Genomic DNA, 25902 nt, shown 5'->3' with positions numbered 1-25902 from the left:
CAATATAACACGAATCAGCTAATTAGAAAAGTGAAAATCGTCCGATGGAAAAAGTGGCGAAAAACGCCGTCGAATCAACGTTTTCCTAGGAAATCGCCAAATGTAAATACAGGTTTCTTTCTGTCAATAAAGGAATAATATGGTTTGTGACAGCTGTATGATAAAATATGTTCATTACATGAATAGAGGTGGGACGATGGATTTTTCTCATATTGTGTCTGAAGATAAGATTAAACGCGCCATCAAAGACGGAGAATTTGACAACCTGCCGGGAATGGGAAAACCGCTGCCAAAGGATGATGCGGCTCACTTGCCGGAATCTCTGCGGATGGGATATCGTATGTTAAAAAATGCAGGGATGGCTGAGGATGAGGGTGCACTTAAAAAAGAGCTTATGACCCTCAACCATTTAATCTCCAAATGCTATGACGAAAAGGAACGTGAGCAATTATTAAGAAAAAAATCAGAGAAGCAGCTGATGCTCGATAAGCTTGCCGACAAAAAAGGCATGTTTTCCAAACCGGCGTCATCGTTTTATAAGAATCAAGTATATGATCGCCTTGGGCGAAACAGACCTTCTTCCACTTAATTTTCCTTGTCAGACGGCTGTTTTTTAGCCATCCAGCTTCCTTTTTTCCTCAATTTGACTCAGTTCTGTCTGTTCTAAAAGGTTTATGTTTTTCCAGCTGTGGGGAAATGACCCATAAACGGGTAAAGGGTGATGGGATGGAACCACTATTGGAATGGGTAGAGCGTATATCTGATTGGCTATGGGGGCCGCCGCTAATCATCTTACTGACAGGGACGGGATTGTACTTCACCATTTTGCTGAAGTTTTTTCAATTTCGCTATCCTCTATACATTTTGAAGCAGACGATCGGCAGCGTAGGAAAAAAGCCGAAGGGAGAGGGGACAGTTACGCCGCTTCAGGCATTGACATCAGCCCTCAGTTCGACGATTGGGGCGGCGAACATTGTCGGGGTGCCTGCGGCTATCATGTTTGGAGGACCCGGAGCGGTATTTTGGATGTGGCTGGTTGCCTTATTTGCTATGGCGATTAAGTTTTCAGAAAGTGTGCTTGCTGTTCATTACAGGGAAAAAAATGAGCAGGGTGAATTTGTCGGGGGACCGATGTATTACATAACAAAAGGACTGCGCATGAAATGGCTCGGCGTGTTTTTTTCTGTTGCACTGATCGTAGAGCTGATTCCAAGCATAATGGTTCAAGGGAATTCAGTTTCAGTCTCTCTTGCCGAAACGTTTTCTTTCAATAAAATATACGCCGGAATCGGGATCGCGTTTTTGATTGGTTTAGTTGTAATTGGCGGGGTGAAGCGGATCGGAAAAGTAACTGAGTTTGTCGTGCCTCTCATGGCAGGTGCATACGCGGGAGCCGGTCTTCTGATTGTTCTTATGAATCTTTCATCTGTGCCGGTGTTTTTCTCTCTTATTTTTTCGAATGCGTTTACTTCTTCTTCGGCAGCAGGAGGATTCGCAGGTGCTGCTTTGGCTGAAACCATCCGCTGGGGATTTGCCCGCGGCCTGTATTCTAATGAAGCCGGGATGGGAACAGCCCCGATTGCACATGCGGCGGCAATGACTGACCACCCCGTAAGACAAGGCTTCTGGTCTGTGATCGGAATTGTCATTGACACCTTGATTATCTGCACCACCACGGCATTTGTCGTCCTTGCATCGGGTGTCTGGACAGGGAAGGACGCCTCAAATGACCCAGCAGCATTGACTACGGCTGCATTTCAGCATTATTTCGGAGCTGGCGGAGGGTACTTCGTTTCGATTTCTCTCGTCTTTTTTGTTGTCTCGACCATTATGGTTGTCATATTTTACGGCGTAAAACAAGCTGAATTTCTATTCGGACGGCTGTCGGGACATGTCATTAAATTCGTCTATTTAGCGGCTATTATCATAGGTGCCGCAGGCGGAGCAAAAGCCATCTGGGGCTTTCTGGACTTAGCGTTAGCTTTCATTCTCGTTCCGAATGTGATTGCGCTGTTATTATTGAGCAAGAAGGTAAAAGCGCTGTATACCGAATTTTTCACATCTGAACAGTATTACCTGAAAGATAGAAGAAAAACGAAACAGGGCCCTGTTTACCAAACAAAAGAAGCTAAAAAGTCGTAGTGTTCTTGGTATTCAACAAATAGATGAACAAAGGCAGCAAAATCGCATCACCCCATTAATGAGCGTTAGTGACTCTGAGGCTTTCTGTAAAGCCTCTCTTGAACCTCTGATGGCGGACTAGGCGATCGGTTCTTCAATGCTTCTCCTTTAGCCGCCTTTTATTTTTACAATCAGGCATTTTGTCGTCAACAAAATAATAGTTTCAAACTCGTCTCTGCCAATACACTGGAAATAGACAGCGTATTGGCAGAGATTCCTCGTCTTTCTCTATTTCTTCTTTCAGATGCCGCAAAAAGGAAGGAGGGCGTGATCCTGAATAGATTCAGATTTTACGATTCCTTCGAAATATACAACAAATCCGCACAGTCCATTTCCGAAGTCAAACCCCATCCTTCTGTTAATAGTGTTTTCCTTGAGATAGGAGAAATCGGCCCTTCCTTGTTGGCCTCGAGCTCACGGAGGAACTTGCAGGGTATTCTCGTGTTTATTCATAGGGCTCACCTCTCAAAACATTTGCTAGCTCTTTAGATTAACCTTTTTGTTAAGCCATTCTATGACTTTACGAATAGTATGAAAGCGCTATAAAAAGTTGTTGACTACATGTATATACAAGAATACAATATAAACATAAGTTGTATATACAAGTTATCAAACGGAGGGGTTGGCATGGGGGAACTGAACAGATCAGCACGGCAAATTGTTGAAGCAGTCGGCGGTGCCGAAAATATTGCAGCGGCAACTCATTGTGTAACACGTTTACGCTTCGCGTTAATAGATGAAAGCAAGGTTGACCAAGAGGTGCTGGATCAAATCGATGTTGTAAAGGGATCGTTTTCGACAAACGGACAGTTTCAGGTTGTAATCGGCCAGGGAACAGTCAACAAGGTATATGCGGAACTGGTCAAGGAAACGGGGATTGGCGAATCAACAAAGGACGATGTGAAGAAGGCCTCAGAAAAAAATATGAATCCTTTGCAGCGTGCTGTGAAAACGCTTGCAGATATCTTTATTCCGATTTTGCCGGCGATTGTTACGGCAGGTCTCTTAATGGGGATCAACAATATCTTAACGGCGCAGGGGATTTTCTTCAATACGAAGTCGATTGTGCAGGTGTATCCGCAGTGGGCGGATCTCGCCAACATGATCAATTTAATCGCAGGCACGGCCTTTACGTTCCTGCCGGCGCTGATCGGCTGGTCGGCGGTGAAGCGGTTTGGCGGAAATCCGCTCCTTGGCATTGTACTCGGCGTTATGCTCGTGCATCCTGATTTGCTGAATGCATGGGGGTATGGCGCCGCGGAACAAAGCGGAGAGATCCCCGTATGGAATCTTTTCGGTCTGGAGGTGCAAAAGGTCGGCTACCAAGGGCAGGTGCTCCCGATTTTGCTCGCTTCATATTTGCTTGCCAAGATTGAATTGTTTTTGACGAAACGGACACCCGAGGGAATACAGCTTTTAGTCGTCGCGCCGATTACCCTGCTCGTGACGGGTTTTGCGTCCTTTATTATTATCGGTCCGGTCACATTTGCGATTGGGAATGTGTTAACTTCGGGGCTTATCTCGGTGTTCGGCTCATTTGCCGCGCTAGGCGGGCTGCTGTACGGCGGCTTATACTCGGCGCTGGTGATTACCGGAATGCATCATACGTTTTTGGCAGTAGATCTGCAGCTGATCGGCTCTAAGCTCGGAGGCACATTTTTATGGCCGATGCTGGCGCTGTCAAATATCGCCCAAGGATCAGCGGCGCTGGCGATGATGTTTATCGTAAAGGATGAGAAACAAAAAGGTCTTTCCTTAACATCAGGCATTTCCGCTTATCTGGGCATTACAGAGCCTGCCATATTCGGGGTGAACCTTCGCTACAGATTTCCTTTTATCATTGCGATGATCAGCTCAGGGCTGGCCGGGATGTATATCTCATCTCAAGGCGTTTTGGCAAGCTCCGTCGGTGTCGGCGGCGTGCCCGGCATTTTCTCGATTATGAGCCAGTACTGGGGCGCATTCGCAATCGGAATGGCGATTGTCTTAATTGTTCCGTTTGCCGGAACATACGCTTATGCGCGACTAAAACGTAAATAACAAAGGGGAGCGGGACGTGTTATTGACGGTCCCTTTTTCCCTTTTTCATTAAAAAAGACGGTGGTGGAGACAGATGAAAACAGAACAAACACCATGGTGGAAAAAAGCCGTGGTTTATCAAATTTATCCGAAAAGCTTTAAAGATACGACGGGAAACGGCATTGGCGATTTGAATGGAATTATTGAAAAGCTTGATTACTTACAAACGCTTCAGGTTGATGTTCTTTGGCTAACGCCGATTTACGACTCGCCGCAGCATGATAACGGGTATGATATTCGGGATTACTACACGATTTATCAAGAGTACGGCACAATGGAAGATTTTGAACGCTTATTAGCTGAAGCGCACAAAAGGGGCTTAAAAGTCGTCATGGATCTTGTGGTCAATCATACGTCAACTGAGCACACATGGTTTAGAGAGGCGATTTCTTCAAAAGACAGTCCATACCGTGATTTTTATATATGGAAAAACCCGAACGAAAACGGTACAGCCCCGACAAACTGGGAATCGAAATTCGGCGGCTCGGCATGGAAGCTAGACGAAGCCTCAGGCCAATATTATTTGCACCTGTTTGATGTCACACAGGCTGATTTGAATTGGGAAAATGAAGAGGTCAGAAAGCATGTCTACGAGATGATGCATTTTTGGTTTGAAAAAGGAATTGATGGCTTCAGGCTTGATGTTATCAATCTGATTTCAAAAGACCAGCGCTTTCCGAATGCCAAAGACGGCGGTGACGGCCGTTCCTTTTATACAGACGGACCGCGTGTTCACGAGTTTTTGCATGAGATGAACAGGGAGGTATTCGCAAAATATGACAGCATGACAGTCGGTGAGATGTCTTCTACATCGATTGACCATTGCATCCGTTATACAAATCCGGGCAACGAAGAGCTTGATATGACGTTTAACTTCCATCATCTCAAGGTCGATTATCCAAACGGAGAAAAATGGGCCTTGGCTCCGTTCAATTTTCTGAAGCTGAAGGAGATTTTATCCGTGTGGCAGACGGAGATGCAGGCGGGAGGGGGCTGGAACGCTTTGTTTTGGTGCAATCATGATCAGCCGCGCATTGTATCGAGATATGGAAATGATGGTCCACATCGGGTGAAATCGGCAAAAATGCTTGCGACGGCCATTCATATGATGCAGGGCACACCTTATATTTATCAGGGGGAAGAGCTCGGCATGACGAATCCGAGGTTTACCAGCATCAGCTCCTATCGGGATGTTGAGTCGTTGAACATGTATCACGCCTTCAAGAAAAAAGGCATGGCGGAGAAAGAGATTTTAGCCATTTTACAGGAAAAATCCCGTGACAATTCCAGAACACCCGTCCAGTGGGATAATACGCCGAATGCCGGATTCACATCAGGCACGCCATGGATACCGGTCGCCGGCAATTACCGGGAGATCAATGCAGAGGCGGCGCTGAAGGACAAACATTCGGTCTTTTATCACTACCAGAAGCTGATTCAGATTCGCAAAGCGTATGACATTGTCACAGACGGAACGTATGAACTGATCGCAAAGGACGATCCAAACGTGTTTGCGTATATGAGACATGGCGAAAATGAGAAACTGCTCGTCATCAATAATTTTTACGGGACGGAGGCAGCCTTTACACTGCCGGACACGCTTAAGCCCGACGAGTGGGAGGCAGAGGTGCTTCTGACAAACGATGAAGAGAGAGGGGAACTGAAGAATATGACGCTCCGCCCGTATGAGTCCATTGTTTATCATTTAACAAAACCGTGCTAAACTAAGCTGGGTGGTCATAAATGAAGGTGAATAAATTTATCACAATCTATAAAGACATCGCACAGCAAATTGAAGACGGCCGATGGAAGGCGGAGGAGATTCTTCCGTCTGAACATGAATTGACCGCACAGTACGGCACATCAAGAGAAACGGTCCGAAAGGCGCTTCACATGCTGGCTCAAAATGGATATATCCAGAAAATCAGAGGGAAAGGCTCCGTGATTCTCAACCGTGAAAAAATGCAGTTTCCGGTCTCAGGGCTTGTCAGCTTCAAGGAACTGGCGCAAACTTTGGGGAAAGAAACGAAAACAGCCGTTCACACATTCGGGCTGGTGCCCCCGTCAGATCTGATCCAAAAACAGCTTCGGGCGCAGCCGGGTGATGACATATGGGAAGTGATCAGGTCAAGAAAGATTGACGGGGAGCATGTCATTTTGGACAAGGACTACTTTTTCAGAAAGCATGTGCCTCACCTGACGAAAGAAATTTGTGAAAACTCCATTTATGAATATATTGAAGGAGAGCTTGGTCTTTCGATCAGTTACGCACAGAAAGAAATTGTGGCCGAGCCGTGTACGGATGAGGACAGGGAATTGCTTGATTTACGAGGCTATGACCATATGGTGGTTGTGAGAAACTATGTCTTTTTAGAGGATACAAGTCTCTTTCAATATACCGAAAGCAGACACCGTCTGGACAAATTCAGGTTTGTCGATTTTGCGCGACGGGGAAAATAAAGAGCGCCTGCCTGCGGCAGAGCGCTTTTTTGTATGGTATCAAAATTGATACTATCCAACAAAAATGTGCGTACTTTTACTTTTTCTCATAATGGCTACAATAGAGATGAGAGTAACATAAAGGAGAGGTGTTTTACATGGCAGATCTAAAGAAACAAATTCTAGATGCATACAATTTCAGGCATGCCACTAAGGAATTTGACCCGAATAAAAAAGTATCAGACAGCGATTTTGAATTTATTTTAGAAACAGGAAGACTGTCTCCGAGTTCACTCGGCCTAGAGCCTTGGAAATTTGTCGTCGTCCAAAATCCGGAATTCCGCGAGAAGCTTCGTGAATACACATGGGGCGCGCAAAAGCAGCTACCGACCGCAAGCCATTTCGTCCTGATTCTTGCGCGTACAGCGAAGGATATCAAATATAATGCGGATTACATCAAACGTCATTTAAAAGAAGTAAAACAAATGCCTCAAGACGTGTACGAAGGCTATTTAAGCAAAACAGAAGAATTCCAGAAAAATGATTTGCATTTGCTTGAAAGTGACAGAACATTGTTTGACTGGGCATCCAAACAAACCTATATCGCGCTTGGCAACATGATGACTGCCGCTGCGCAAATCGGCGTTGATTCCTGCCCTGTGGAAGGCTTCCAATATGATGAAATTCATCGTATTCTTGAAGAAGAAGGCCTTCTGGAAAACGGAAGCTTTGATATTTCTGTCATGGTGGCGTTCGGCTACCGTGTGCGAGACCCTCGTCCGAAAACAAGATCTGCTGTTGAAGATGTTGTGAAGTGGGTTTAAATAAAGAAAGCTGCTCGCTAAGCGAGCAGCTCTTTTTTTATGCCTGATTCGCTCTGTTCTGTTTTCTTCGCTGATGCAAATATAACGCTGTGCCGAGTGCGCTGATCAGAAATCCGGCCAGCAGGATGGAATACATGGATGTGGCTGTGTCCGGAAGCAGGCCGCCAGCCGGACCGTCTGTTCCTGATCCGCCCGAACCGTTTCCACCAGAGCCGTTTGTCGGTTCAGTGCCGGGAGGTGTATCATTTCCTCCGTTCCCGTCAGTCGGCTGTTTTCCGCCTGGTTTATCGGACCCTCCGCCATTGCTGCCGTCATCACCGCCTGTCGGCTGATCGGACGGGAATGTCGGCGGTTTATTGTTCTCACCGGAATTTAAGATCGTGTATTCGCTGAAGTGGTTTGTGTATCCTGTTACCATATCATTGTCAACTGATCCGTTTTCTGTCTTTGTGAAAGCTTTCTTTTTCCGGTCGACATGGTAAATGGCAGGGTTGTGAGCTTCTTCAATATCAAACATCCGAAGCGAAAGCTGAACGGGTTCTTTAAATGATTTCACTTCTTTTCCTTTTTGCTTCAATGTAAAGTCATATACATTTGATAAAGAGACGTTTAATTCTCCTTTAGATTTAATTCCGATCTCAGTATCCGCGGTTTTAATGTTCGCCATCGGAAGCTTCATGCTGTACCAATAGTTGAACACCGTCAGGGATGGATCTAAATCTCTATCTTTCAATAGCTTGACCTGATCTTTTTTCATTTTTAGATTGATAGGCTTCTCTTGAGATCCTTCAGCCATTTCATAATAGACAAATGGCGTGTTGGCATTTTTAGCATAAATCGCAAATTTGTCTTCATCGAGTGCCCAGCTGCCATCCTTCTGCTTAGTCGGCAGGAATACTTCTTTAATGCGTCCTTCGATTTTAGGAGAGACCTTGTTTCCTAGTTTTTTCAGCTGTTCGGTGAAAATCTCATAATCTACGTAACCAAGGTCTTCACCATGGGATGCCTCCGTAAAGACAGAGTATCCGTCTCCACCGCCGCCGACAAACTGATTTGTTGCGACGCGGTAGGTATCATCTGAATTCAAATCAACTTTTTCTCCGTTAGGCGATTCGAATTTCACGTCTACAACACGTTGTCCAGGTTCGTTGTTTAATGTAAAGGTATATTCGATTCCAGCCACCTGAGGGAAAGCGCCGCCTCCGTTTTCCACATTGCTTAAGCCTTGTTCAAGAGCTTCTTTAATTTGTTTTCCGGTTAAATCAGCGACGTAAAGTGTGTTGCCGAACGGCATGACGTTCAGTACTTCGCCGAGAGTAATCACGCCTTTGTCTATGCCGGCTCTGATGCCGCCGCCATTTGTGATCGCAATGTCGGCTCCTGCTGATGCTTTCGCTTTTGCCAGCATGCCGTCCGCGATGAAGTTTCCGAGGTTTGTTTCCTTCGTTCGCACATGCTCACGCTGGCCGTCAAGCGCCACATCCGTGTAGCCGACTTTTTCATTTTTAACGTCCTCTAATTCATTTTTGAACTGATCAAGCTCTTTTTTTGCTTCTGCGTTTTCTTCTGTATGTTCATCAATTGGCAGCACGCTCAGATTTGATTTGTCTGTTTGTACAACGCCGTTTTCATCAAACACGACATCGACACGCCCTAAGAATTGGCCATATTCTTTTGCCTGCGCCACGATTGTCGGTTCGTCGTTTTCCACGACCTCCATTTTGTCCACGAGGGTGTGGGTGTGCCCGCCGATGATCAAGTCAATGCCTTTCACTTTTTTGGCTAGCTCAAGATCGCGGTTATGCCCAATATGGGTGAGAGCAATAATTTTGTTTACTTTTTCATCTTCCTGAATCGTTTTCACGGTGTTCTGCGCAGTTTGAAATGCGTCGTTAAATACAATGCTTTTGCCCGGGCTGGATGTTGTGGCTGTGTCTTCTGTTGTCAGTCCAAAAACGGCGACTTTTTCACCGTCAACGTCTAACAGAATGTACGGATGGATGCCCGGCTCTTTCTTTTCTCCCGCAGTAAAGGTCTGCGGCTTTTTGACATATGATTTCAGCTTAGGTTCATTTGATACATCCACGTTCGCGCTGACGATCGGGAAATCAGGCGCTTCAAAGTGATACCGATTTGCCGGATCGACAGTAGTGCTGTTCCCGCTGAGAAAATCAGAAAGCACGGACGGACCTTTATCAAATTCGTGGTTTCCGAAGGTCATGGCGTCATAACCCATCATGTTCATCAGTTTCAGGTCGGCTAAACCGTTCCATTTCGTGAAATACAGGTCGCCGGAAAACACATCTCCCGCGTCAAGCAGGATATTGTGGTCTGTTTCGTTTCTTACTTCGTTGATTTTCGTCATTCGTCTGGCTGCGTCATCAAGGTGCGCGTGCGTATCATTGGTATGCATGACGGTAAGATCCCATAATCCGCCTTTAGGAGGATCGGTATCTGAATCGTCGTCAAATTGAAGCTTGTACACGCCATAGCCTTCATTTGAAGAATGTCTTACATAAGCGACATCATCGGCTTTGTCCGCAAAAGGCTTGGCTAAAAGTGAAGATTCAAACGTCAAATTCGTGCCGGAAACCGGTGCAATCGACCAGTTGTTATCGGCTTTTGGATTTAATGTTTCCTGTTCAATAATGTAATCCATCAGCACCTGTCTGTTTTCAACTGCGGAGCCGTGGACTATCTTATCACTCGTCAGATGAGGGAAACCGCCTCCGCCGGATGCGCGGTAATTATTTGTCACTACGAGAAATTCCTGGCTCGGGCTGATCGGTTTGCCTTCATAGGAAAGATTGATGATCCGGCTTGAATTTCCGTTGATCACTTTTCCGTTTTCGTTGTATTTGGCCGGTTTCGTGACATCGACCTGATAGGTGACGCCGTCAATCACATCAAAGTTGTAGGAGCGGAAATTCTCATTCAGTAAGGCTTGGTCGCCGCCTTTAGACGGATCGATTTGATTAAATTGGCCCGCTGACATCTCGAGCCAGTCCTTCACTTCGCTGCCGGTCAGTTTCACGATCTGGAGGGTATTATCGTACAGATACAAGTCACCGACGTTTTTAATCGCAAGATTCCCGGCCGGAATGTTGGTATAGTAATTGGCTCCGTTTCTGCCGCCGGCTTTAAACGGCGCGCCGGCTGACAAAATCGGGAGATCCTTATACTCGGTATCCTTCATTTCGTTTTCCGCGTACCATTTTTGCGCATCTGTCACAATTTGAATAGAAGGGTCGTCCTTGACCTGTGCAAAGAAGCTGTTAATGTCGGCTTCTGTTTTGCCGACAGGCTTTCTGACATATTCCAGTGTGTTTTGATGTGTTTGCTGAATGGTGTTTGTGACGGCTTCGTTTCTGGAAGTGACACTGCCGGCAATTGATTCGATGCTGCCCATGGAATCTGCGACCTTCCACGAGCCGTCTGTTTTTTCAAGCTTGAGGTCAATGACGCCTAAATATTTGCCCCAGCTGCTTGGCATGACGACCGGAATGCCGTTTATTGTTCCTTTTTCAACATCGAACTGAGCGGCACCCGCATATTCTGCGGAAGGGAAGAGTCCGTGCTGATGGCCCGAGACAATCGCATCAATGCCCTTTGTTTTCGTGGCCAGGTCAAAAACAACGTTTTCTGCACCTGACGATTGCGCCTGCTTTTCAATACCAGTGTGGGCAAGGGCAATAATGACATCCGCGCCTTCTGCCTTCATTTTCGGTATCGTTTCATTGGCAGATTCGACAATATCCTGTACCTGAACCTGTCCTTCGAGATTTTTTTTGTCCCAGGTCATGATCTGCGGCGGGACAAAGCCTATGTAGCCTATTTTGACCTTCTGTTCGTTTCCGTTTTCATCTGTGACAGTTTTCTCGTTAATAACATACGGCGTATAACGGTGTTCGCCGCCAGTTGTTTTGACATTGGCATTTACAATCGGGAAATTGGCTCCTTTGATCGTACCGTCGAGAAAGTCGAGCCCGTAATTAAATTCATGATTCCCCAATGTGCCGGCGTCGTATTTCAACGCATTCATGACGCTGATGATCGGGTGGGTTTTCGCGCCGGAGATAATGTCGTCTTTTTCATATTTCACCGCGTATTCGCCCAGCGGATTCCCTTGAATCAAGTCGCCGTTATCGACGAGCAGGGTGTTTGGGTTTTGCTCACGGTGCTTTTGGATCAGCTGAGCCGTTCTGGCAAGCCCGAATTCTGTCGTTTCTTTGTCGCTGTAGTAATCGTAATCCATCATATTGGCATGAATATCAGTTGTAGCCAAAATACTGAGATTCACTTGAGGAGCCGTGTTTTCTTCTGCGTAAACGGGCGGTGTTGGGAGGATTAGGCTAAGTATCATAATGAGGGGCAGCAGAATACGGAGAATGTTACTGACGTCTTTTCGTCTTTTCTGTATTCTCACCAGTTCTCCACCTTTCAACGAAATTTATGTTACAGGTTCTATTGTAAGAATATTTTGTAAGCATTTGTAGATGTTTCTTTATGATTATTGTAAAAGGGAGAAAAATAAGTATTATGTATCATCTTTGGATGATGTGAATTGGGTCATTGTGCTTATCGTGTGTCAGATCTGTAAAATGTTTATGATATTGTGGCTGGGGTAGAGTGTTTTATGTAGACATATTAAGGGGGAGGTTATTAATCATGGGTAAAAAAATCGCCGTTGTGCTGACAGATTATTTCGAAGACAGCGAGTATACTGAACCAGCCAAAGCATTTAAAGAAGCGGGGCATGAGCTGACCGTTATCGAAAATGAAAAAGGGAAAACCGTAAAAGGCAAGCAGGGGAATGCGCAAGTCACAGTTGATGCGTCCATTGATGACGTAAACCCTTCTGACTTTGACGCGCTATTAATTCCGGGAGGGTTTTCACCCGACCAGCTTCGTGCCGATGACCGGTTCGTCCAGTTTACAAAAGCGTTTATGACGGACAAAAAGCCGGTATTTGCGATTTGTCACGGCCCGCAGCTGCTGATTACTGCTAAAGCGCTGGAAGGCAGAAAAGCGACAGGCTATACGTCTATTCGTGTAGATATGGAATACGCGGGGGCTGATGTCGTCGACCAAGAGGTAGTGGTTTGCCAAAATCAATTGGTCACCAGCCGCACGCCGGATGACATTCCTGCATTTAACCGCGAGTCTTTGGCACTGCTTGAAAAATAACAAAAACGGACGCCCTGCGGGGACGTCCGTTTTTTCATGATCGCTTGGAGCCTGCGGTTAGTTTATTGTATCTGTAATACAAAAAGGCAGCGGAGGCTGTCCCGATGACAGCAATGCCGAAGTCGAACATAAAGATATGGGCTATGCCTCCTGCTTTTGCAATGAGTCCGGTAGCAATCGGCAGCAGAATCGACGCAAGACTTGAAGCTGTCGCAACAATTCCGGTGACGGTGCCTTTGCGTTTCCAGAAAAGCTCTGTCATTAATGTAACGGTAATTTGAAACACACCAGCGGTTGAAAATCCTAAGAAAAAGGCTGTGATGTCCAGCACTACTGGATCGTGAACTGTCAGCATAACCGCAAGCGTACATAATGTAATAACGGGGTACAGCAGCGTAATTATCACCGGTTTTACCCATCTGTTCAGCAAAAGAGCTAATAATAAAACCGATACCAAAGATCCTATACTATAGTAGCTCAGCAATTGTACGGATGCTGATTCAGCTAACCCTGCAGCCTTTTGGGCATAGCTTGGGAGCCAAATTTGAGATACTGTAAATAAAGCTGTTGAAGTAAAGCCAATAATAATCAGGGCAGCGCCTTCTTTCTTCATGTCGGGTTCTGATAAGAAAGCTGGAGATCCCTGTTGTCCGGAGCTGATTGGTTGTTTCTGTTTTTTTGGCAGCGAAACTGCTGATAAATAGAGGATGTTCAGCGCATAGACGGCTGCCGGCAAATAAAATGCAAATCCGTAGAATAGGCTATGGTCTGCCAAAACTGTAATCAGGAGCGGCAAAAGAGCGGCCCCGAGAGACATAAAAGCTTTTACCAAGACATTCGCCGAGCTGGGGGCAGTTGGAAAGAGCTCCGTTAAAGCCGGATATGTTCCTGCGTCCATGGCTGAATTTGCGACTCCGGCTAATAAAGCAAACACAAACGCAAGTTCATAACTCGGTGATAAGGGAATACCGACTAAAAAGACAGCCATCATTCCGGCGGAAGCCACAATGAGCGGTTTTCTGCCTACTTTATCTGATAAAACGCCAGATATTCCGTATGTCAGCAGCTTGCCGAATCCGATAGCCGCAATTACATAACTGATGCCTGTCGGGTCGGTATTCCACTGCTTTGTTAAGGAGGACATGTTGGATGCGAGAATAATATTGACCATTCCGAGCAAGAAGTAGTTTATGTACATTCCGGTTGCTGTTTTGACGTATTTCGTTTTCATTCTAGTACTCCTTCAAAATCTTATTCGACCATTTGCTGTGTTCGCCAAGACCGGCGCCTTGCTGCAGCATGATGACGAGTCTTTCAATTGTCCGGCAGCATGCTTCTTCAGCTTGCTGTCATCGGGTAGATATTTGCGGGCATGCCTGCTGCCGCGTCTTTCCGGCTCCCCAACAAACGAAAGCAAAAAGATCATCTTCATCAATAATAAAAAAGACTTGCCGAATGCCGGCAAGCCCCATTATTTTCGAAGTGATGCAAGTTCTTGAGCGATCGCCTGCATTTCGCTCGGGCTGAATGCATCTTTTTTCATCACCATTTTATGAAGGTAGGTGAGATCCTCTATTTTTTCGTCGCTGAAGTCTTCCGCTTTGATAACCCCGACATTCAGCATGTTCAGTTTTTGTGAAATCTCTTCAATCATTTGAGTTAATGTTTCTGTATTTTGGCTGGACAAATGATTACATCCTTTCTTTCGCGTCATTTGGTATGTTTTATTCTAACAGAATTTCATCAGAAAAAAACCCTATTCTCATTTCGGCCATTTATTTCAAAAAAGTGGTGACATCAGTTGAAATGTTCTTGAACATCCTACTAAGATAGCGGTAAAGGTTTCTTTTTAGAGATATATGGGCAAAGAATAGGGAGGTTGCACAACATGATCAGCGTATTATTTGTTTGCTTGGGAAACATTTGCCGGTCTCCAATGGCGGAAGCGATATTTCGGGACTTGGCAGCAACAAAAGGATTAGAGGGGAAAATCAGAACAGACTCAGCCGGCATCGGCGGCTGGCACATCGGCAATCCTCCGCATGAAGGAACGCAGGAGATATTGCGCAGAGAAGGAATCAGCTTTGAAGGCATGCTAGCGCGCCAGGTGCGCGAACAGGATTTAACCGATTTTGATTACATCATTGCGATGGATGCAGAAAATATCGGAAGCCTGAGAAGCATGGCGGGGTTTAAAAAAGCCGCACAGATCAAGAGGCTGCTTGACTACGTTGATGATTCAGATCTTGCGGACGTTCCCGACCCTTACTACACTGGGAACTTTGACGAGGTCTACCAATTGATCAGATCAGGCTGTGAGCATCTGCTTGCATCCATTCAAGAAGAAAAACTATTGTAAGGGAAAGGAGTGTTCATCATGAACAATGAACGCTGGTTGCTGAAAGGGGTCATTCTCGGAGCCGCGGCAGGCGCTGCGCTATCCTTATTCCATAAGCCGACGAGACAGGCCTGCGGCATGAGATGGATGACGTGCAAGCATAGAATGTCTCTGTACAAAAACAATCCTGAACTATTGAAAAACAATGTCATTACAAAAATTGATCAAGCAAAACAGCTGGCCCAGACGCTGTCAGATGAAGTCGGCTTCGTTAATCAGCAAGTCAAAGAACTGAAAAAAACAACGCCGAAAGTGATGGAGCTGGTACAGGAAACGAAGGACCACTTTTCAAAAGATAAATGATCAAACATTCGAGGTGAGACGACATGAACTTTCTGAAAGAGCTGTTCGGCAGATACACCCTTCATGAGGGGCAAAGCAAATCTGCGGAGCTGGCGTATTTTTTTCTATTATCGCTGTTTCCGTTTTTGATTTTTATGCTGACGCTCACCGCGTATCTTCCAATTTCTACAGATGACGTGCTGGGGGTTGTGAAACAATACGCTCCCGGGAGTGCGATGTCCCTCATTGAATCCATTACCCACCAAACATTAAATGACCGAAACGGCGGATTGCTGTCATTCGGGATCATCGCGGCGTTATGGTCTGCGTCTAATGGAATGAATTCCATCGTCAGATCGTTAAACCACGCGTATGAAGTGGAGGAAAACCGCTCTTTTATCATTGTTCGTCTAACCTCAATTTTTCTGACGATTGCCATGGTGTTTACCATTTTAGTTGCCCTGCTTCTGCCGGTATTCGGCCGGCAGATCGGACTGCTTGCTGCGGATTTTGTCGGCGCGTCGGACCTGTTTTTATCCATCTGGACTGCGATTCGCTGGGGAGTCAGCCCGCTTGTGCTGCTGATTGTTTTTTCTGCTTTGTACATCATCGCCCCTAACAAAAAGCTGTCGCTTCGCTTTGTGATGCCAGGTGCACTGTTTGCGGCCATCGGCTGGATTGTCGTCAGCACCTTGTTTTCGTTTTATGTCAGTACATTTGCGAACTATAGTGCCACATACGGAAGCATTGGGGGGATCATCGTCCTGATGATCTGGTTTTACTTAAGCGGGATTTTAATTATTTTAGGGGGAGAAATCAATGCGCTTTTACATAAACGTAAAAAGCTTCCTGATGAAAATCCCTACAATTAGAGCACCCTATAAAGGAACTATAGTTCAAAAATGATCCGGGGGGCTATACGTGATGACAAAGCATACGAAAAAAGGCGGAAGCCATAACAAACAGAACTCAAAGAGCAAATCGAGTCAAAAAACTAGCGGAAGTGCCAACGGACAAAACGGCTATCATTAGAACAAAAGCGCCTCCTGACATGATGTCAGGAGGCTTTTTCTATGAAGAGGAAGAATAGGTCTCAGCCGCGGGCCAGCTTTTCGGTTTGCCTAAAGCAATAGCGAGCCAGACAGCGGCCAGAATGAGGGTAATCAAATAAAACAAGTTAGCGCTTTCGAAGGTTTGCATATACCAGCCGCCCGCAATCGGCCCGAAAATGCTGCCGAGACTGAATGAAATGCCGCAAAGCAAATTCCCCGCCGGCAGCAGGTGGGACGGAAGAAGGTCTGTCATAAAGCTGATGCCGAGTGTAAAGGTTGACCCGACTGCCATGCCCGCAATAAAGAAGCAGCAGCCGATCACATAAGGAAACGGGAACACGCCTGCGATGAGAAAACAAAAGGCCCCCGCCAGCAAAATCACTAGCAGCACATTCCGTCTTCCGTACTTATCGCTGAGAATGCCGAGCGGGAATTGAAAAATAATGCTCCCGATCGCAAATGCAGGAAGAATCAAAGCGACGGCGTCCACAGATAAACCCAGACGCAGCGCATATACAGGAAAGCTGCCGTTTAATGCTGTCTCCAGAAATCCGTACCCGAACGTAGGCATAAACGCAACCCATGCAAACAGCATAGCCTGGTAAAAGCGTCTGAAACTATTGTCTGATTTGGTTTCATGAGGGCTGGTTTCCGGGTATGCATTTTGTAGCAAGAAAACAAACAGCCACGCAAGCAAACTGATGCAGCCTGACACGATAAAAGGCAGTGCCGGACTCAGCTTTACAAGCGGAACCATAAACGGACCCGCAGCAAAACCAAGGCCAAAGGAGAGTCCGTAAATGGAAAGATTTCTCCCGCGGTTTTGCTTTGACGACATGGAGGTCACCCACGTTTGTGTCGAAAAATGAAGCATATGGTCGCCGATCCCGATGAAAAGACGAAGCAGAAACCACACCCAAACCGACTGAAGCCAAATGAACCCGAACAAGCTTAAAATGACGATGCTTCCGCCCATGACAATCAGCGGTTTGAAGCCCAGTTTTCTAAGCAGAGCCTCCATAAACGGAGAAGCCAATAGCACTCCGATGTACAGTCCGGTCGCATGCAGGCCGTTGATCGCCGCTGATTCACCATTTGTTTCAAAAATAATCGAGATGACGGGCAGTAGCATGCCTTGTGAAAATCCGGATATGGAAACAAGCAAAACCAGAATAAAAAAATGCTTTCGTGACATCGTGTCTGTTCTCCTTTGTGAGATCTATGTTGATCGTACACCGATTTCCAAAAGCCGGCAACCTGAAAAAAGCCTAAATCGCCCGTAAACATTTGACCTCGTGTAATCATGATGATTTTTGTGAAGAATAAACATAAAACAAGTCATACAAAAGGAGTCAATTCACTATGAATCGTATCTTTTTTATATTAGTGGCGGCGGGTGTCCCGCTGTCTGTTATCGGCAGTTTGATGCATTGGCCTTCTGCCATTCTCTTTGCAGTCTATTGTGTAACGATTATTGCTCTGGCAAGCTATATGGGAAGAGCGACAGAATCGCTGTCCATTATTGCCGGGCCGCGGATCGGCGGTCTGTTGAACGCCACCTTCGGGAATGCGGTTGAGCTGATTATCTCGCTATTTGCATTAAAGGAAGGCCTCACCGGCATCGTGCTTGCTTCTTTAACCGGTTCCGTGCTTGGAAATCTCCTGCTGGTTGCCGGCTTATCGTTTTTTGTCGGCGGTTTAAAATACAAGCGGCAGGAGTTTAATATCCATGACGCGCGTCATAATTCCGGGCTTTTGATTTTCGCCATTATTGTGGCTTTCGTAATTCCTGAGGTGTTTTCGATTGGAATGGGGGATACAAGCAAGCTTAATTTAAGCATCGGCATCAGCATCATTTTGATTCTGTTATATGTGGCGGCTCTGTACTTTAAGCTTGTTACGCACCGCGGTGTATATCAGCCAAAAAATGCTGTCAAGCCAGAGGAAGAGGAGCAGCCGGAATGGTCAGGGAAGGTTGCCACGCTCGTCTTGTTTGCGGCAACAATTGTCGTGGCGTACATATCCGAAAACCTGGTGCACACATTCCACTCGGTTGCTGAACAGTTTGGCTGGAGTGAGCTGTTTATCGGGGTCATCATCGTTGCGATTGTCGGTAATGCGGCGGAACACGCTTCAGCGATTATCATGGCTTATAAAAACAAAATGGACATTGCGGTGGAGATCGCTGTCGGCTCCACTTTGCAGATTGCCATGTTTGTCGCGCCGGTTCTCGTGATCTGCTCTATCTTTTTCCCGGTAAGCATGCCGCTTGTCTTTACACTGCCGGAGCTTGTCGCGATGGTATCTTCCGTTCTCTTAATGATTGCCATTTCGAATGATGGTGATTCTAACTGGTTTGAAGGTGCTACGCTGTTAGCGGCTTATGTCATTATGGCGATCGGCTTTTTCCTTCTTTAACCTAAAAAAATGATGGATAACAACAAAGCGGGAAGAAAAGACTAAGGGAAAATGCCATAGAAAGAGTGATATGATGAAAAAGCTATTTCATTCCACACTTATTGTGTTGTTATTCTTTAGTTTTTTCGGCGTTCAGCCCATCCACGCGAAAAAGCAGTTTAAGGTGCCTAATTCTGTAGCAAGCATCTCGAAGGAAAACACATATCCGAATGCTTCACAGGATCAGCCGATGCTTCAGCCGAGCAAGCTGGCTAAGGAACTGCTGAATTCATCAGAGGTACAGATCCAAAATCCGCACCTCATCAAAATGCTGAACGAGTCTACGGTCTCTGGCACACCGCTTGCGGTCGGCTACCGGGCCACAATATTTCTCGGGAAATGGGCGCTCGGATATGAATCGAATGAAACGGTCGCCAACTGGGAATATAAAAAAATCAATACTAACCGTTCGGATAACCGCGGCGGAAAACAAACGGCTGAAATGCATTACGCTCAAGAGCAGCAATATAAAGTAATGGGCGGCCTGACAGCAAAAGTTCCAAACTCGGAAGACGTCAAAAGCATGATGATGCTGAAGGCGATGGAAAAAACAAATCTTCCGCTTGCATTTGAAACGGTCATCGGAGCGGGAACAAAACGAGATCAAATTTATAAAGTCGCTCCGAAAAAGCTTGGTTATTTAAACGCATATGCTCCGGCTGTGAACGAAAAAGGGAAAGTGACTTACGGAGAAGTCTATTTAGTGCTCAAAGGCAATAAACGAAAACTTGTTGTGAAAAATGTCACGTCACAGGGAATCGGCGCGTGGATTCCGGTTCAAGACCATGTCACGTTTAGCTTCCAGCTTTCCTCACAGCCAAGATAAATAAAAAACTGATTCCATTATGGAATCAGTTTTTTTATTGGGTTCTTTCGATTCTTACCGCTTCCTCAAGCATTTGAACATTGTTTTGGTACAGCTGGCGAACGAGAACCCGTCTGGCGGCAAGGCTGGCGCTGAAATAATCTTCATCCCGCACCATGCCCTTCACGGTAAATTCAACCCCGCGGTTGATTTTATTCAAAGCGGTAATGCCGTGTATTTGAAAAGGCTCTGTCGGGTTTCCGAATTCATCCCGCTTCAGTGAATCGCGAAGCTCTTCATTCAGCATGTCACAAGCTTCCTCAAGCACACTGTATACACGGTCTGGATCTTCTTTAAAGCTGATGAGAAAGGATTCGGTAATCCGCATAAAATCGATATTATAATTTTCTATCTGTCTGACCTCACCATTGCTGATGGTGAGCAGTTTTCCGCTCCACTCGCGGATTTGCAGCGAGCGCAGGCCAATTTCTTCGACAGTGCCGTTAAATAAATTGTTTACCGTCACATAATCGCCTTTGTGCAGCTGGCGTTCATAAATTAAAAACACACCCGCCAGCACATCCTTAATCAGCGATTGGGCGCCAAAACCGATGACGATACCGGCTACACCCGCCCCGGCTAAAATCTTGCCGAAATCATGCACAAATAAAGAAATAACATAAAAGATAAAACCAATTGTCGCCGTATATTGGGTGATAGAACGGACAAGGCTTTCGATGGTCTTCTCTTTTTTTTCTTCAATAAAGTCCGTTCGTTTGAAAAATAACTGTACCAATCGGTTAATGATAAAGACACCGATCCACAAAATAACGGCGACAAGGAGAATATCAACGATTTTATTCTGAAAAATCTCCGTAAGTGTTTCTTCCATCCGCATCTAACTCCTGGCTTGACGTTTTGAAAAATCTGTATCCTGGTAGTAGCTGTTTTTGACGAGTACGTTTGGTCCGAGACACCGGACATTCGGGCAGTGGCAGTTCAGCTCTTTGGCCAGCTTTGTTTCTCTCCACTTTTGGTAGGCGGAAGGCAGGCTGTCCGTTTGTATATTGCCGAGCGGCGGTGTATCGCCAAAGTCCGTCACGATAATATTTCCGTCAAAAATATTGACATTCAGGCGCGACCGGCCGTCAGGGTCATTTCTCACTGTCACGTTTTTCGCCGTACGAAGCCGGCGCAGCAGCTCTTGATCCTCTTCATTGGGACTGCATGCGTAAAACGGCAGTGTTCCGAACAGCATCCATGTCTTTTCATCACGAATATCCAGCAAGCGGTGAATGGCCTGTCTCATGTCCTTCAGACTGAGAGATTCGAGGGCGCTCGCAAAATCACTCGGATACATCGGATGGACTTCATGGCGCTGACATTTCATATCTTCTGTGATTTGGCGGTGAATATGCTCAATATGCGGAAGTGTGCGTTTGTTCAGCATCGTTTCCGCTGATACCATCACTCCGGCATCCACTAGCTTGCGGCTGTTTTCGATCATTTTATCAAAATAGCGCGCGCGCTGCTCGAAGGTCGGTTTTCTGTCCATCATAGCGAAACCGATTTCCGCAAACTCTTCAACCGTTCCCCAGTTATGAGAAATATGTAACACATCAAGATACGGAATAATCCATTCGTATCGCTCGATATCGAGAGTCAGGTTTGAATTGATTTGGGTCCGCACCCCGCGTTCGTGGGCGTATTTCATTAACGGCACGACATATTCCTTTACGGATTTTAATGAAAGCATCGGCTCTCCGCCTGTAATACTGATGGATCTGAGGAGGGGAATTTCCTCCAGCCGTTTTAACAGAAGATCTATTGGGAGAGCATTCGGGTCTTTGGGCTGCAATGTATAGCCGACAGCGCAATGCTCGCATCTCATATTGCACAGTGTCGTCGTTGTGAATTCAACGTTCGTCAGCTGCATATCTCCATACTGGTCGACATCCATATAGGCTTCCCAAGGGTCGAACTCAGGTGTAATCGGACGCAGCTTCGTGTTTTGTGTCATGACTATCTAACTCCTTTATAAATGGGGCATACTAACGCTGCCAACAGTTAATTTTAGACCTGATTTGCCAAGATCGCAAGTAGCGGGGCGATTGAAAAACAGCAAAAAATGAGCTACCATGATAAAAAATGAATGGAGGCGTAGAATGGGGAACGCAGTAAACAATAAAGATCAGCAGCTTGATTATTTAAAGAACAGACTAGACATGTTTATGAACGTCATTGATTCATTAGACCCTGAAGCAACAGACGTAGAAGATATAGATAGGCTCATCGGCATGCTGGATGACCTGGAAGCCAAATATGAACGATTTAAAAAAGACTGGGAATAAAACCGCGCTTGCCGCGGTTTTTTATATTGGCATAAAGCGTCAGTATAAAATGGAGCGCCTTTCTGTAAAATAAGAAAAAATGCAGAAGGAGCGCTGGCCATGAAGTGGATGTGTGCAATATGCTGCGCCGCCGTCCTGCTTGCAGCAGGAGCAAAACAGGCAGATGCGGTACCGAATGAGCCGATTAATTGGGGCTTTAAGCGAAGCGTTAACCATCAGCCGCCAGATGCGGGAAAACAGCTGAACAACTTAATTGATAAATATGACGCGTTTTATTTAGGCAATACAAAAGAAAAAACAATTTATTTAACGTTTGATAACGGCTATGAAAATGGCTATACGCCAAAAGTGCTTGATGTCTTAAAAAAACATCACGTGACAGGAACGTTTTTTGTCACCGGGCATTTCGTGAAAGATCAGCCCGAGCTGATCAAACGGATGTCGGATGAAGGGCATATCATCGGTAACCACTCCTTTCACCATCCAGATCTGACGACAAAAACCGCTGACCAAATTCAGGACGAGCTCGATTCAGTCAACGAAGAGGTTTATAAGATCACGGGAAAGCAGGACAATCTGTACTTACGGCCGCCGCGCGGCGTGTTCAGTGAATACGTGCTGAAAGAAACGAAACGCATGGGCTATCAAACCGTTTTCTGGTCCGTCGCTTTTGTCGACTGGAAAATCAATCATCAAAAAGGGAAAAAATACGCTTACGATCACATGATCAAACAGGCGCATCCGGGAGCGATTTACCTGCTTCACACTGTCTCTAAGGACAATGCCGAGGCGCTGGACGATGCGATTACCGATCTGAAAAAACAAGGCTATACCTTTAAAAGCATTGATGACTTGATGTTTGAGAAAGAAATGAAGCTGCCGTCTTTGTAAACAAGAAAGCCTCTCCGCAATGGAGAGGCTTCTTTCTATTTTTCTATGCATGTTATTAAAGCGGCCCAATCTAGGTCTCCAAGCCCTTTTTCAATACCGTTTTCAAAATGGCTCTTCGCCAGCTCGGCAAGAGGGAGCTTGACGGAGACCTGCTCCGCGGCGGCGAGCGCCAGATTGGTGTCCTTCAAGCCTAATGACATTTTAAAGCCCGCCGGCTCAAATTTTTGCTCGGCCATGATCGTTCCGTAATTTTGATATACAGGGGAGCTGAAAAGCGCGTTGGCGATGTCTAAAAATTGCTTTTGCTCTAATCCGTATTTCTCCATCATCAGGAATGATTCAGATAACGCCTCCAGCATGGATACGAGCAGGAAATTGATGCTGATTTTCGCTGCGTTTGCTGTTTTGCTTTCTTCGCCGACGTCAAACACTTGCTGACTCAAGCTTTCGAGCAGAGGCTTTGCTGTTTTTTTTGCATCCGCGGGTCCTGCCGCAATTATCCGAAGCGCTGCGTTTGCTGCGGCATCTGGTCTTCCCAGCACAGGAGCGGCGATAAAGGATTGTCCTTTTTCCGCATGGGCGGCCGCGAGCTTTTCTGAGAACTCAACACTGATCGTGCTCATCGAAATGTGAATCCCATTCTCTGATAATCCTTCAATTAATCCATCTTTGCCGAATGTCACAGCGCTGACAGAATTGTCATCAGAAAGCATTGTCACGACGATATCAGCGGTCTCAGCCGCCTGGCGCGGCGTTTCTGCCACTTGGGCGCCTTGGGATGCAAATTCCTCCGTCTTTTCTTTCGTCCGATTGTATACTGTCAAACGATAGCCTGCTTGTAGCACGTTTCGGGCAATGGGCTGTCCCATATTGCCAAGTCCGATCACAGCGATTTTCAATCTGATCACTCCCTGAACATTTTTTTCATTATATACAAAACGAACAGGATATGCTGGAAATCGGCTTACCAAAATAAAAAGAACAGCTTCACGCTGTCCTCATTTAAAGATGTTGAACCATCCTTTATGTACAAACCATATCAGCATGCCGATCACAAGGGCGGCCATCAGGCCAAGCACGGCGTAATATCCGTATTCCCAGTGAAGCTCCGGCATGTTGTCGAAGTTCATGCCGTAAACGCCGGCGATAAACGTGAGCGGGATAAATATCGTAGACACGATGGTCAATGTCATCATAATCGCATTCATGCGGTTGGAATTCAGTGTCACGTAGCTGTCACGCAAATCGGACGTCATGTCACGGTTAGATTCCACAATTTCTGAAAGCTTTAATAAATGATCGTAAATATCACTGAAGTATGCCTTTGTTTCACGCTGGTCTTTCAAATGGTCAAGACTTAAAATCCGATACAGCAAATCACGCATCGGAATAATGGTCCGCCTGAGATGCAATAGGTCTGTTCTGAGCTCAAACACCTCACTCATCAGCGTTCCGTACGTTTTATGGCTGCGGCTGTCTTCAATCTCATTCAGCCGGTCTTCTATTTTGTACACCAGAGGAAAATATTCATCAACAAGCTGATCCATAATCATATAAGAAATATGCCCCGGCCCTTTTTTTAACAGATCCGGTGAAGCATATAAACGCTCCCGGACTTTGGCGATACCGGGCGTTTCGTGTAAATGAAAGGTGACGACAAATTTTTCGCCCTGAAAGATATCGACTTCTTCGGTCTCAAGCGTTTCCTGATTCAGCGCATGAAGCACGTAAAAGCGATAGCCGTCGTAATGGTCAAGCTTCGGGCGCTGCATATGCTGAAAACAATCTTCAATCGCAAGCGGATGAAAATGAAAAAAATCTCTCAATAACGCGGTTTCTGTTTCCTCCGGGCCGTAAAAATCAACCCAGTACCACGCAATATCCGGCTGTTCAACCCGTTCGATCGGTATATTTTTTAAAAGCTGATGCTGTGTTGTGATAGCGGTAATGTTGATCATAAACAACCCTCCACCTGCCATTATATCATGCGGCCTTTTTCAGAAAAGTATACAGTGTTTTCTGCCGGTTTCCAGCGGCGTGGTATACTGAACAAAAACGGAAAAAGGGCTGATCATATGTGGAAAGAAAAAGTATCGGTCACACCGCCGTACCATTTTGACCGTGTGCTCGACAGGCTGGCGTTAGACCCTTTGAATGCAGTTGATCTGAAAGCACGGGACATAAGAGTGCCGATCAGAAATAAGACCGGTGACGTATGTATAGTGAAGGTGCAGGCTTTAGGCGATGCGGACGAGCCCGAGTTTCTCGTCAGCGGGGAAACAGAGCAGGAAGACATGATGAAGGAAATCAAGCGGATTTTTCAATGGGAACATGATTTGCGGCATGTCCTAGATCATTTCTCTAAAACGAATCTTTCCGCGATTTTTGAAGAGCATGCAGGCACGCCGCTTGTATTGGACTACAGCGTGTACAACTGTATCATGAAATGCATTGTGCACCAGCAGCTCAATCTATCTTTTGCGTACACCTTGACAGAACGGTTTGTTCATACGTTCGGCGAGCAGAAGGACGGGGTGTGGTGCTATCCGAAGCCGGAAACGATTGCGGCGCTGGATTATCAAGATCTGCGCGATTTGCAATTCAGCATGCGAAAAGCGGAATACGCCATTGATACGTCGCGAATGATCGCCGAAGGCACGCTCGACTTGTCAGAGCTGCCCCAAATGACAGATGAAGACATCATGAAGAAACTGATCAAAATCAGAGGCATCGGCCCATGGACCGTGCAAAACGTCCTCATGTTCGGACTAGGACGCCCTAATTTATTCCCGCTTGCTGATATCGGACTCCAGAACGCGATCAAACGCCATTTTCAACTGGACGATAAGCCGGCAAAGGACGTCATGCTGGCGATGAGCAAGGAGTGGGAGCCTTATTTAAGCTATGCGTCTTTGTATTTGTGGAGAAGTATAGAATAATTCGTCTCACAATGAAG

Annotated in this window: 23 protein-coding genes; 15 read left to right on the top strand and 8 right to left on the bottom strand. The window is 46.0% G+C overall.

All coding sequences use genetic code 11. The annotated features are described in order from the left end of the window. The first annotated feature begins 196 nt into the window (after positions 1-196). The 6 genes from V6D42_RS15365 (at position 197) to V6D42_RS15340 (ending at position 7523) form a co-directional block, all read left to right on the top strand. Positions 197-589, top strand: coding sequence for a J-domain-containing protein (locus tag V6D42_RS15365; protein ID WP_333513799.1), 393 nt, complete (start codon positions 197-199; stop codon positions 587-589). Positions 590-726: 137 nt separating this feature from the next. Continuing rightward, positions 727-2142, top strand: a complete 1416-nt coding sequence (locus tag V6D42_RS15360; protein WP_333513798.1) for an alanine/glycine:cation symporter family protein — start codon at positions 727-729, stop codon at positions 2140-2142. Positions 2143-2808: 666 nt separating this feature from the next. Further along, complete coding sequence (gene treP / locus V6D42_RS15355; protein ID WP_268472471.1) at positions 2809-4221, top strand: PTS system trehalose-specific EIIBC component; 1413 nt, start codon at positions 2809-2811, stop codon at positions 4219-4221. Positions 4222-4294: 73 nt separating this feature from the next. Continuing rightward, positions 4295-5983, top strand: a complete 1689-nt coding sequence (treC, locus tag V6D42_RS15350; RefSeq protein ID WP_333513797.1) for an alpha,alpha-phosphotrehalase — start codon at positions 4295-4297, stop codon at positions 5981-5983. A gap of 20 nt (positions 5984-6003) precedes the next feature. After that, positions 6004-6720, top strand: coding sequence for a trehalose operon repressor (gene treR, locus V6D42_RS15345; protein WP_010333386.1), 717 nt, complete (start codon positions 6004-6006; stop codon positions 6718-6720). Positions 6721-6857: 137 nt separating this feature from the next. Then, positions 6858-7523: an NAD(P)H-dependent oxidoreductase gene (locus tag V6D42_RS15340; protein ID WP_010333387.1), complete on the top strand. Its 666-nt coding sequence runs from the start codon at positions 6858-6860 to the stop codon at positions 7521-7523. 37 nt (positions 7524-7560) lie between these two features. On the opposite strand, the gene V6D42_RS15335 is transcribed toward V6D42_RS15340, so the two are convergent. Then, positions 7561-11949, bottom strand: coding sequence for a multifunctional 2',3'-cyclic-nucleotide 2'-phosphodiesterase/3'-nucleotidase/5'-nucleotidase (locus V6D42_RS15335; RefSeq protein ID WP_333513796.1), 4389 nt, complete (start codon positions 11947-11949; stop codon positions 7561-7563). Positions 11950-12191: 242 nt separating this feature from the next. Here V6D42_RS15335 and yfkM point away from each other — a divergent pair, with 242 nt between their 5' ends. Further along, positions 12192-12710 (top strand): general stress protein 18, encoded by a 519-nt coding sequence (yfkM, locus tag V6D42_RS15330; RefSeq protein ID WP_105991360.1) that lies wholly within the window; start codon positions 12192-12194, stop codon positions 12708-12710. A gap of 34 nt (positions 12711-12744) precedes the next feature. Here the strand turns inward: yfkM and V6D42_RS15325 are convergent, their stop codons facing one another. After that, positions 12745-13941, bottom strand: a complete 1197-nt coding sequence (locus V6D42_RS15325) for an MFS transporter (RefSeq protein ID WP_333513795.1) — start codon at positions 13939-13941, stop codon at positions 12745-12747. Between the two features lie 240 nt (positions 13942-14181). Beyond that, a complete protein-coding gene (locus V6D42_RS15320; RefSeq protein ID WP_326200948.1) occupies positions 14182-14397 on the bottom strand; it encodes a DUF1128 domain-containing protein in 216 nt (71 codons plus the stop codon). Positions 14398-14598: 201 nt separating this feature from the next. Between V6D42_RS15320 and V6D42_RS15315 the strand changes: the two genes are divergently transcribed. Genes V6D42_RS15315 through V6D42_RS15305 form a run of 3 tightly spaced genes read left to right on the top strand, consistent with a single transcriptional unit; the run spans position 14599 to position 16262 of the window. After that, complete coding sequence (locus V6D42_RS15315) at positions 14599-15069, top strand: low molecular weight protein-tyrosine-phosphatase (protein WP_010333392.1); 471 nt, start codon at positions 14599-14601, stop codon at positions 15067-15069. An 18-nt stretch (positions 15070-15087) separates the two neighbouring features. Continuing rightward, entirely contained in the window at positions 15088-15411 is a 324-nt protein-coding gene (locus V6D42_RS15310; protein ID WP_326220100.1) for a hypothetical protein, read from the top strand. Between the two features lie 23 nt (positions 15412-15434). After that, the gene (locus V6D42_RS15305) at positions 15435-16262 is read left to right on the top strand and encodes a YihY family inner membrane protein (protein ID WP_010333394.1); all 828 of its coding nucleotides are present in this window, start codon (positions 15435-15437) and stop codon (positions 16260-16262) included. 199 nt (positions 16263-16461) lie between these two features. Here V6D42_RS15305 and V6D42_RS15300 read toward each other — a convergent pair whose 3' ends face one another. Then, positions 16462-17637 (bottom strand): MFS transporter, encoded by a 1176-nt coding sequence (locus V6D42_RS15300; protein WP_333513794.1) that lies wholly within the window; start codon positions 17635-17637, stop codon positions 16462-16464. 167 nt (positions 17638-17804) lie between these two features. Between V6D42_RS15300 and cax the strand changes: the two genes are divergently transcribed. Both cax and V6D42_RS15290 read left to right on the top strand, forming a co-directional pair. Beyond that, a complete protein-coding gene (gene cax / locus V6D42_RS15295) occupies positions 17805-18860 on the top strand; it encodes a calcium/proton exchanger (protein ID WP_333513793.1) in 1056 nt (351 codons plus the stop codon). A 70-nt stretch (positions 18861-18930) separates the two neighbouring features. Continuing rightward, positions 18931-19725, top strand: coding sequence for a YfkD famly protein (locus V6D42_RS15290; protein ID WP_326226352.1), 795 nt, complete (start codon positions 18931-18933; stop codon positions 19723-19725). Between the two features lie 34 nt (positions 19726-19759). On the opposite strand, the gene mscC is transcribed toward V6D42_RS15290, so the two are convergent. Next, positions 19760-20602: a mechanosensitive ion channel protein MscC gene (mscC, locus tag V6D42_RS15285; protein WP_333513792.1), complete on the bottom strand. Its 843-nt coding sequence runs from the start codon at positions 20600-20602 to the stop codon at positions 19760-19762. Further along, positions 20603-21724: a radical SAM/CxCxxxxC motif protein YfkAB gene (yfkAB, locus tag V6D42_RS15280; RefSeq protein WP_333513791.1), complete on the bottom strand. Its 1122-nt coding sequence runs from the start codon at positions 21722-21724 to the stop codon at positions 20603-20605. It abuts the gene before it with no gap. A gap of 145 nt (positions 21725-21869) precedes the next feature. Between yfkAB and V6D42_RS15275 the strand changes: the two genes are divergently transcribed. Together V6D42_RS15275 and pdaA are read left to right on the top strand one after the other, a co-directional pair. Continuing rightward, a complete protein-coding gene (locus V6D42_RS15275; RefSeq protein WP_010333401.1) occupies positions 21870-22055 on the top strand; it encodes an SE1561 family protein in 186 nt (61 codons plus the stop codon). 99 nt (positions 22056-22154) lie between these two features. After that, positions 22155-22946: a delta-lactam-biosynthetic de-N-acetylase gene (gene pdaA / locus V6D42_RS15270; protein WP_333513790.1), complete on the top strand. Its 792-nt coding sequence runs from the start codon at positions 22155-22157 to the stop codon at positions 22944-22946. 35 nt (positions 22947-22981) lie between these two features. Here the strand turns inward: pdaA and V6D42_RS15265 are convergent, their stop codons facing one another. Together V6D42_RS15265 and corA are read right to left on the bottom strand one after the other, a co-directional pair. Then, on the bottom strand, positions 22982-23845 hold the full coding sequence (locus V6D42_RS15265; protein WP_333513789.1) for an NAD(P)-dependent oxidoreductase: 864 nt from the start codon (positions 23843-23845) through the stop codon (positions 22982-22984). A 99-nt stretch (positions 23846-23944) separates the two neighbouring features. After that, complete coding sequence (gene corA, locus V6D42_RS15260; RefSeq protein WP_010333404.1) at positions 23945-24904, bottom strand: magnesium/cobalt transporter CorA; 960 nt, start codon at positions 24902-24904, stop codon at positions 23945-23947. A gap of 117 nt (positions 24905-25021) precedes the next feature. On the opposite strand from corA, the gene V6D42_RS15255 reads away from it, so the two are divergent. After that, a complete protein-coding gene (locus V6D42_RS15255) occupies positions 25022-25885 on the top strand; it encodes a DNA-3-methyladenine glycosylase family protein (protein ID WP_333513788.1) in 864 nt (287 codons plus the stop codon). Positions 25886-25902 lie beyond the last annotated feature (17 nt).

Source organism: Bacillus sp. 0909A, assembly GCF_036765115.1.
Taxonomy (GTDB): Bacteria; Bacillota; Bacilli; order Bacillales; family Bacillaceae; genus Bacillus; species Bacillus mojavensis.
This window is presented reverse-complemented; position numbering and strand designations above follow the sequence as displayed.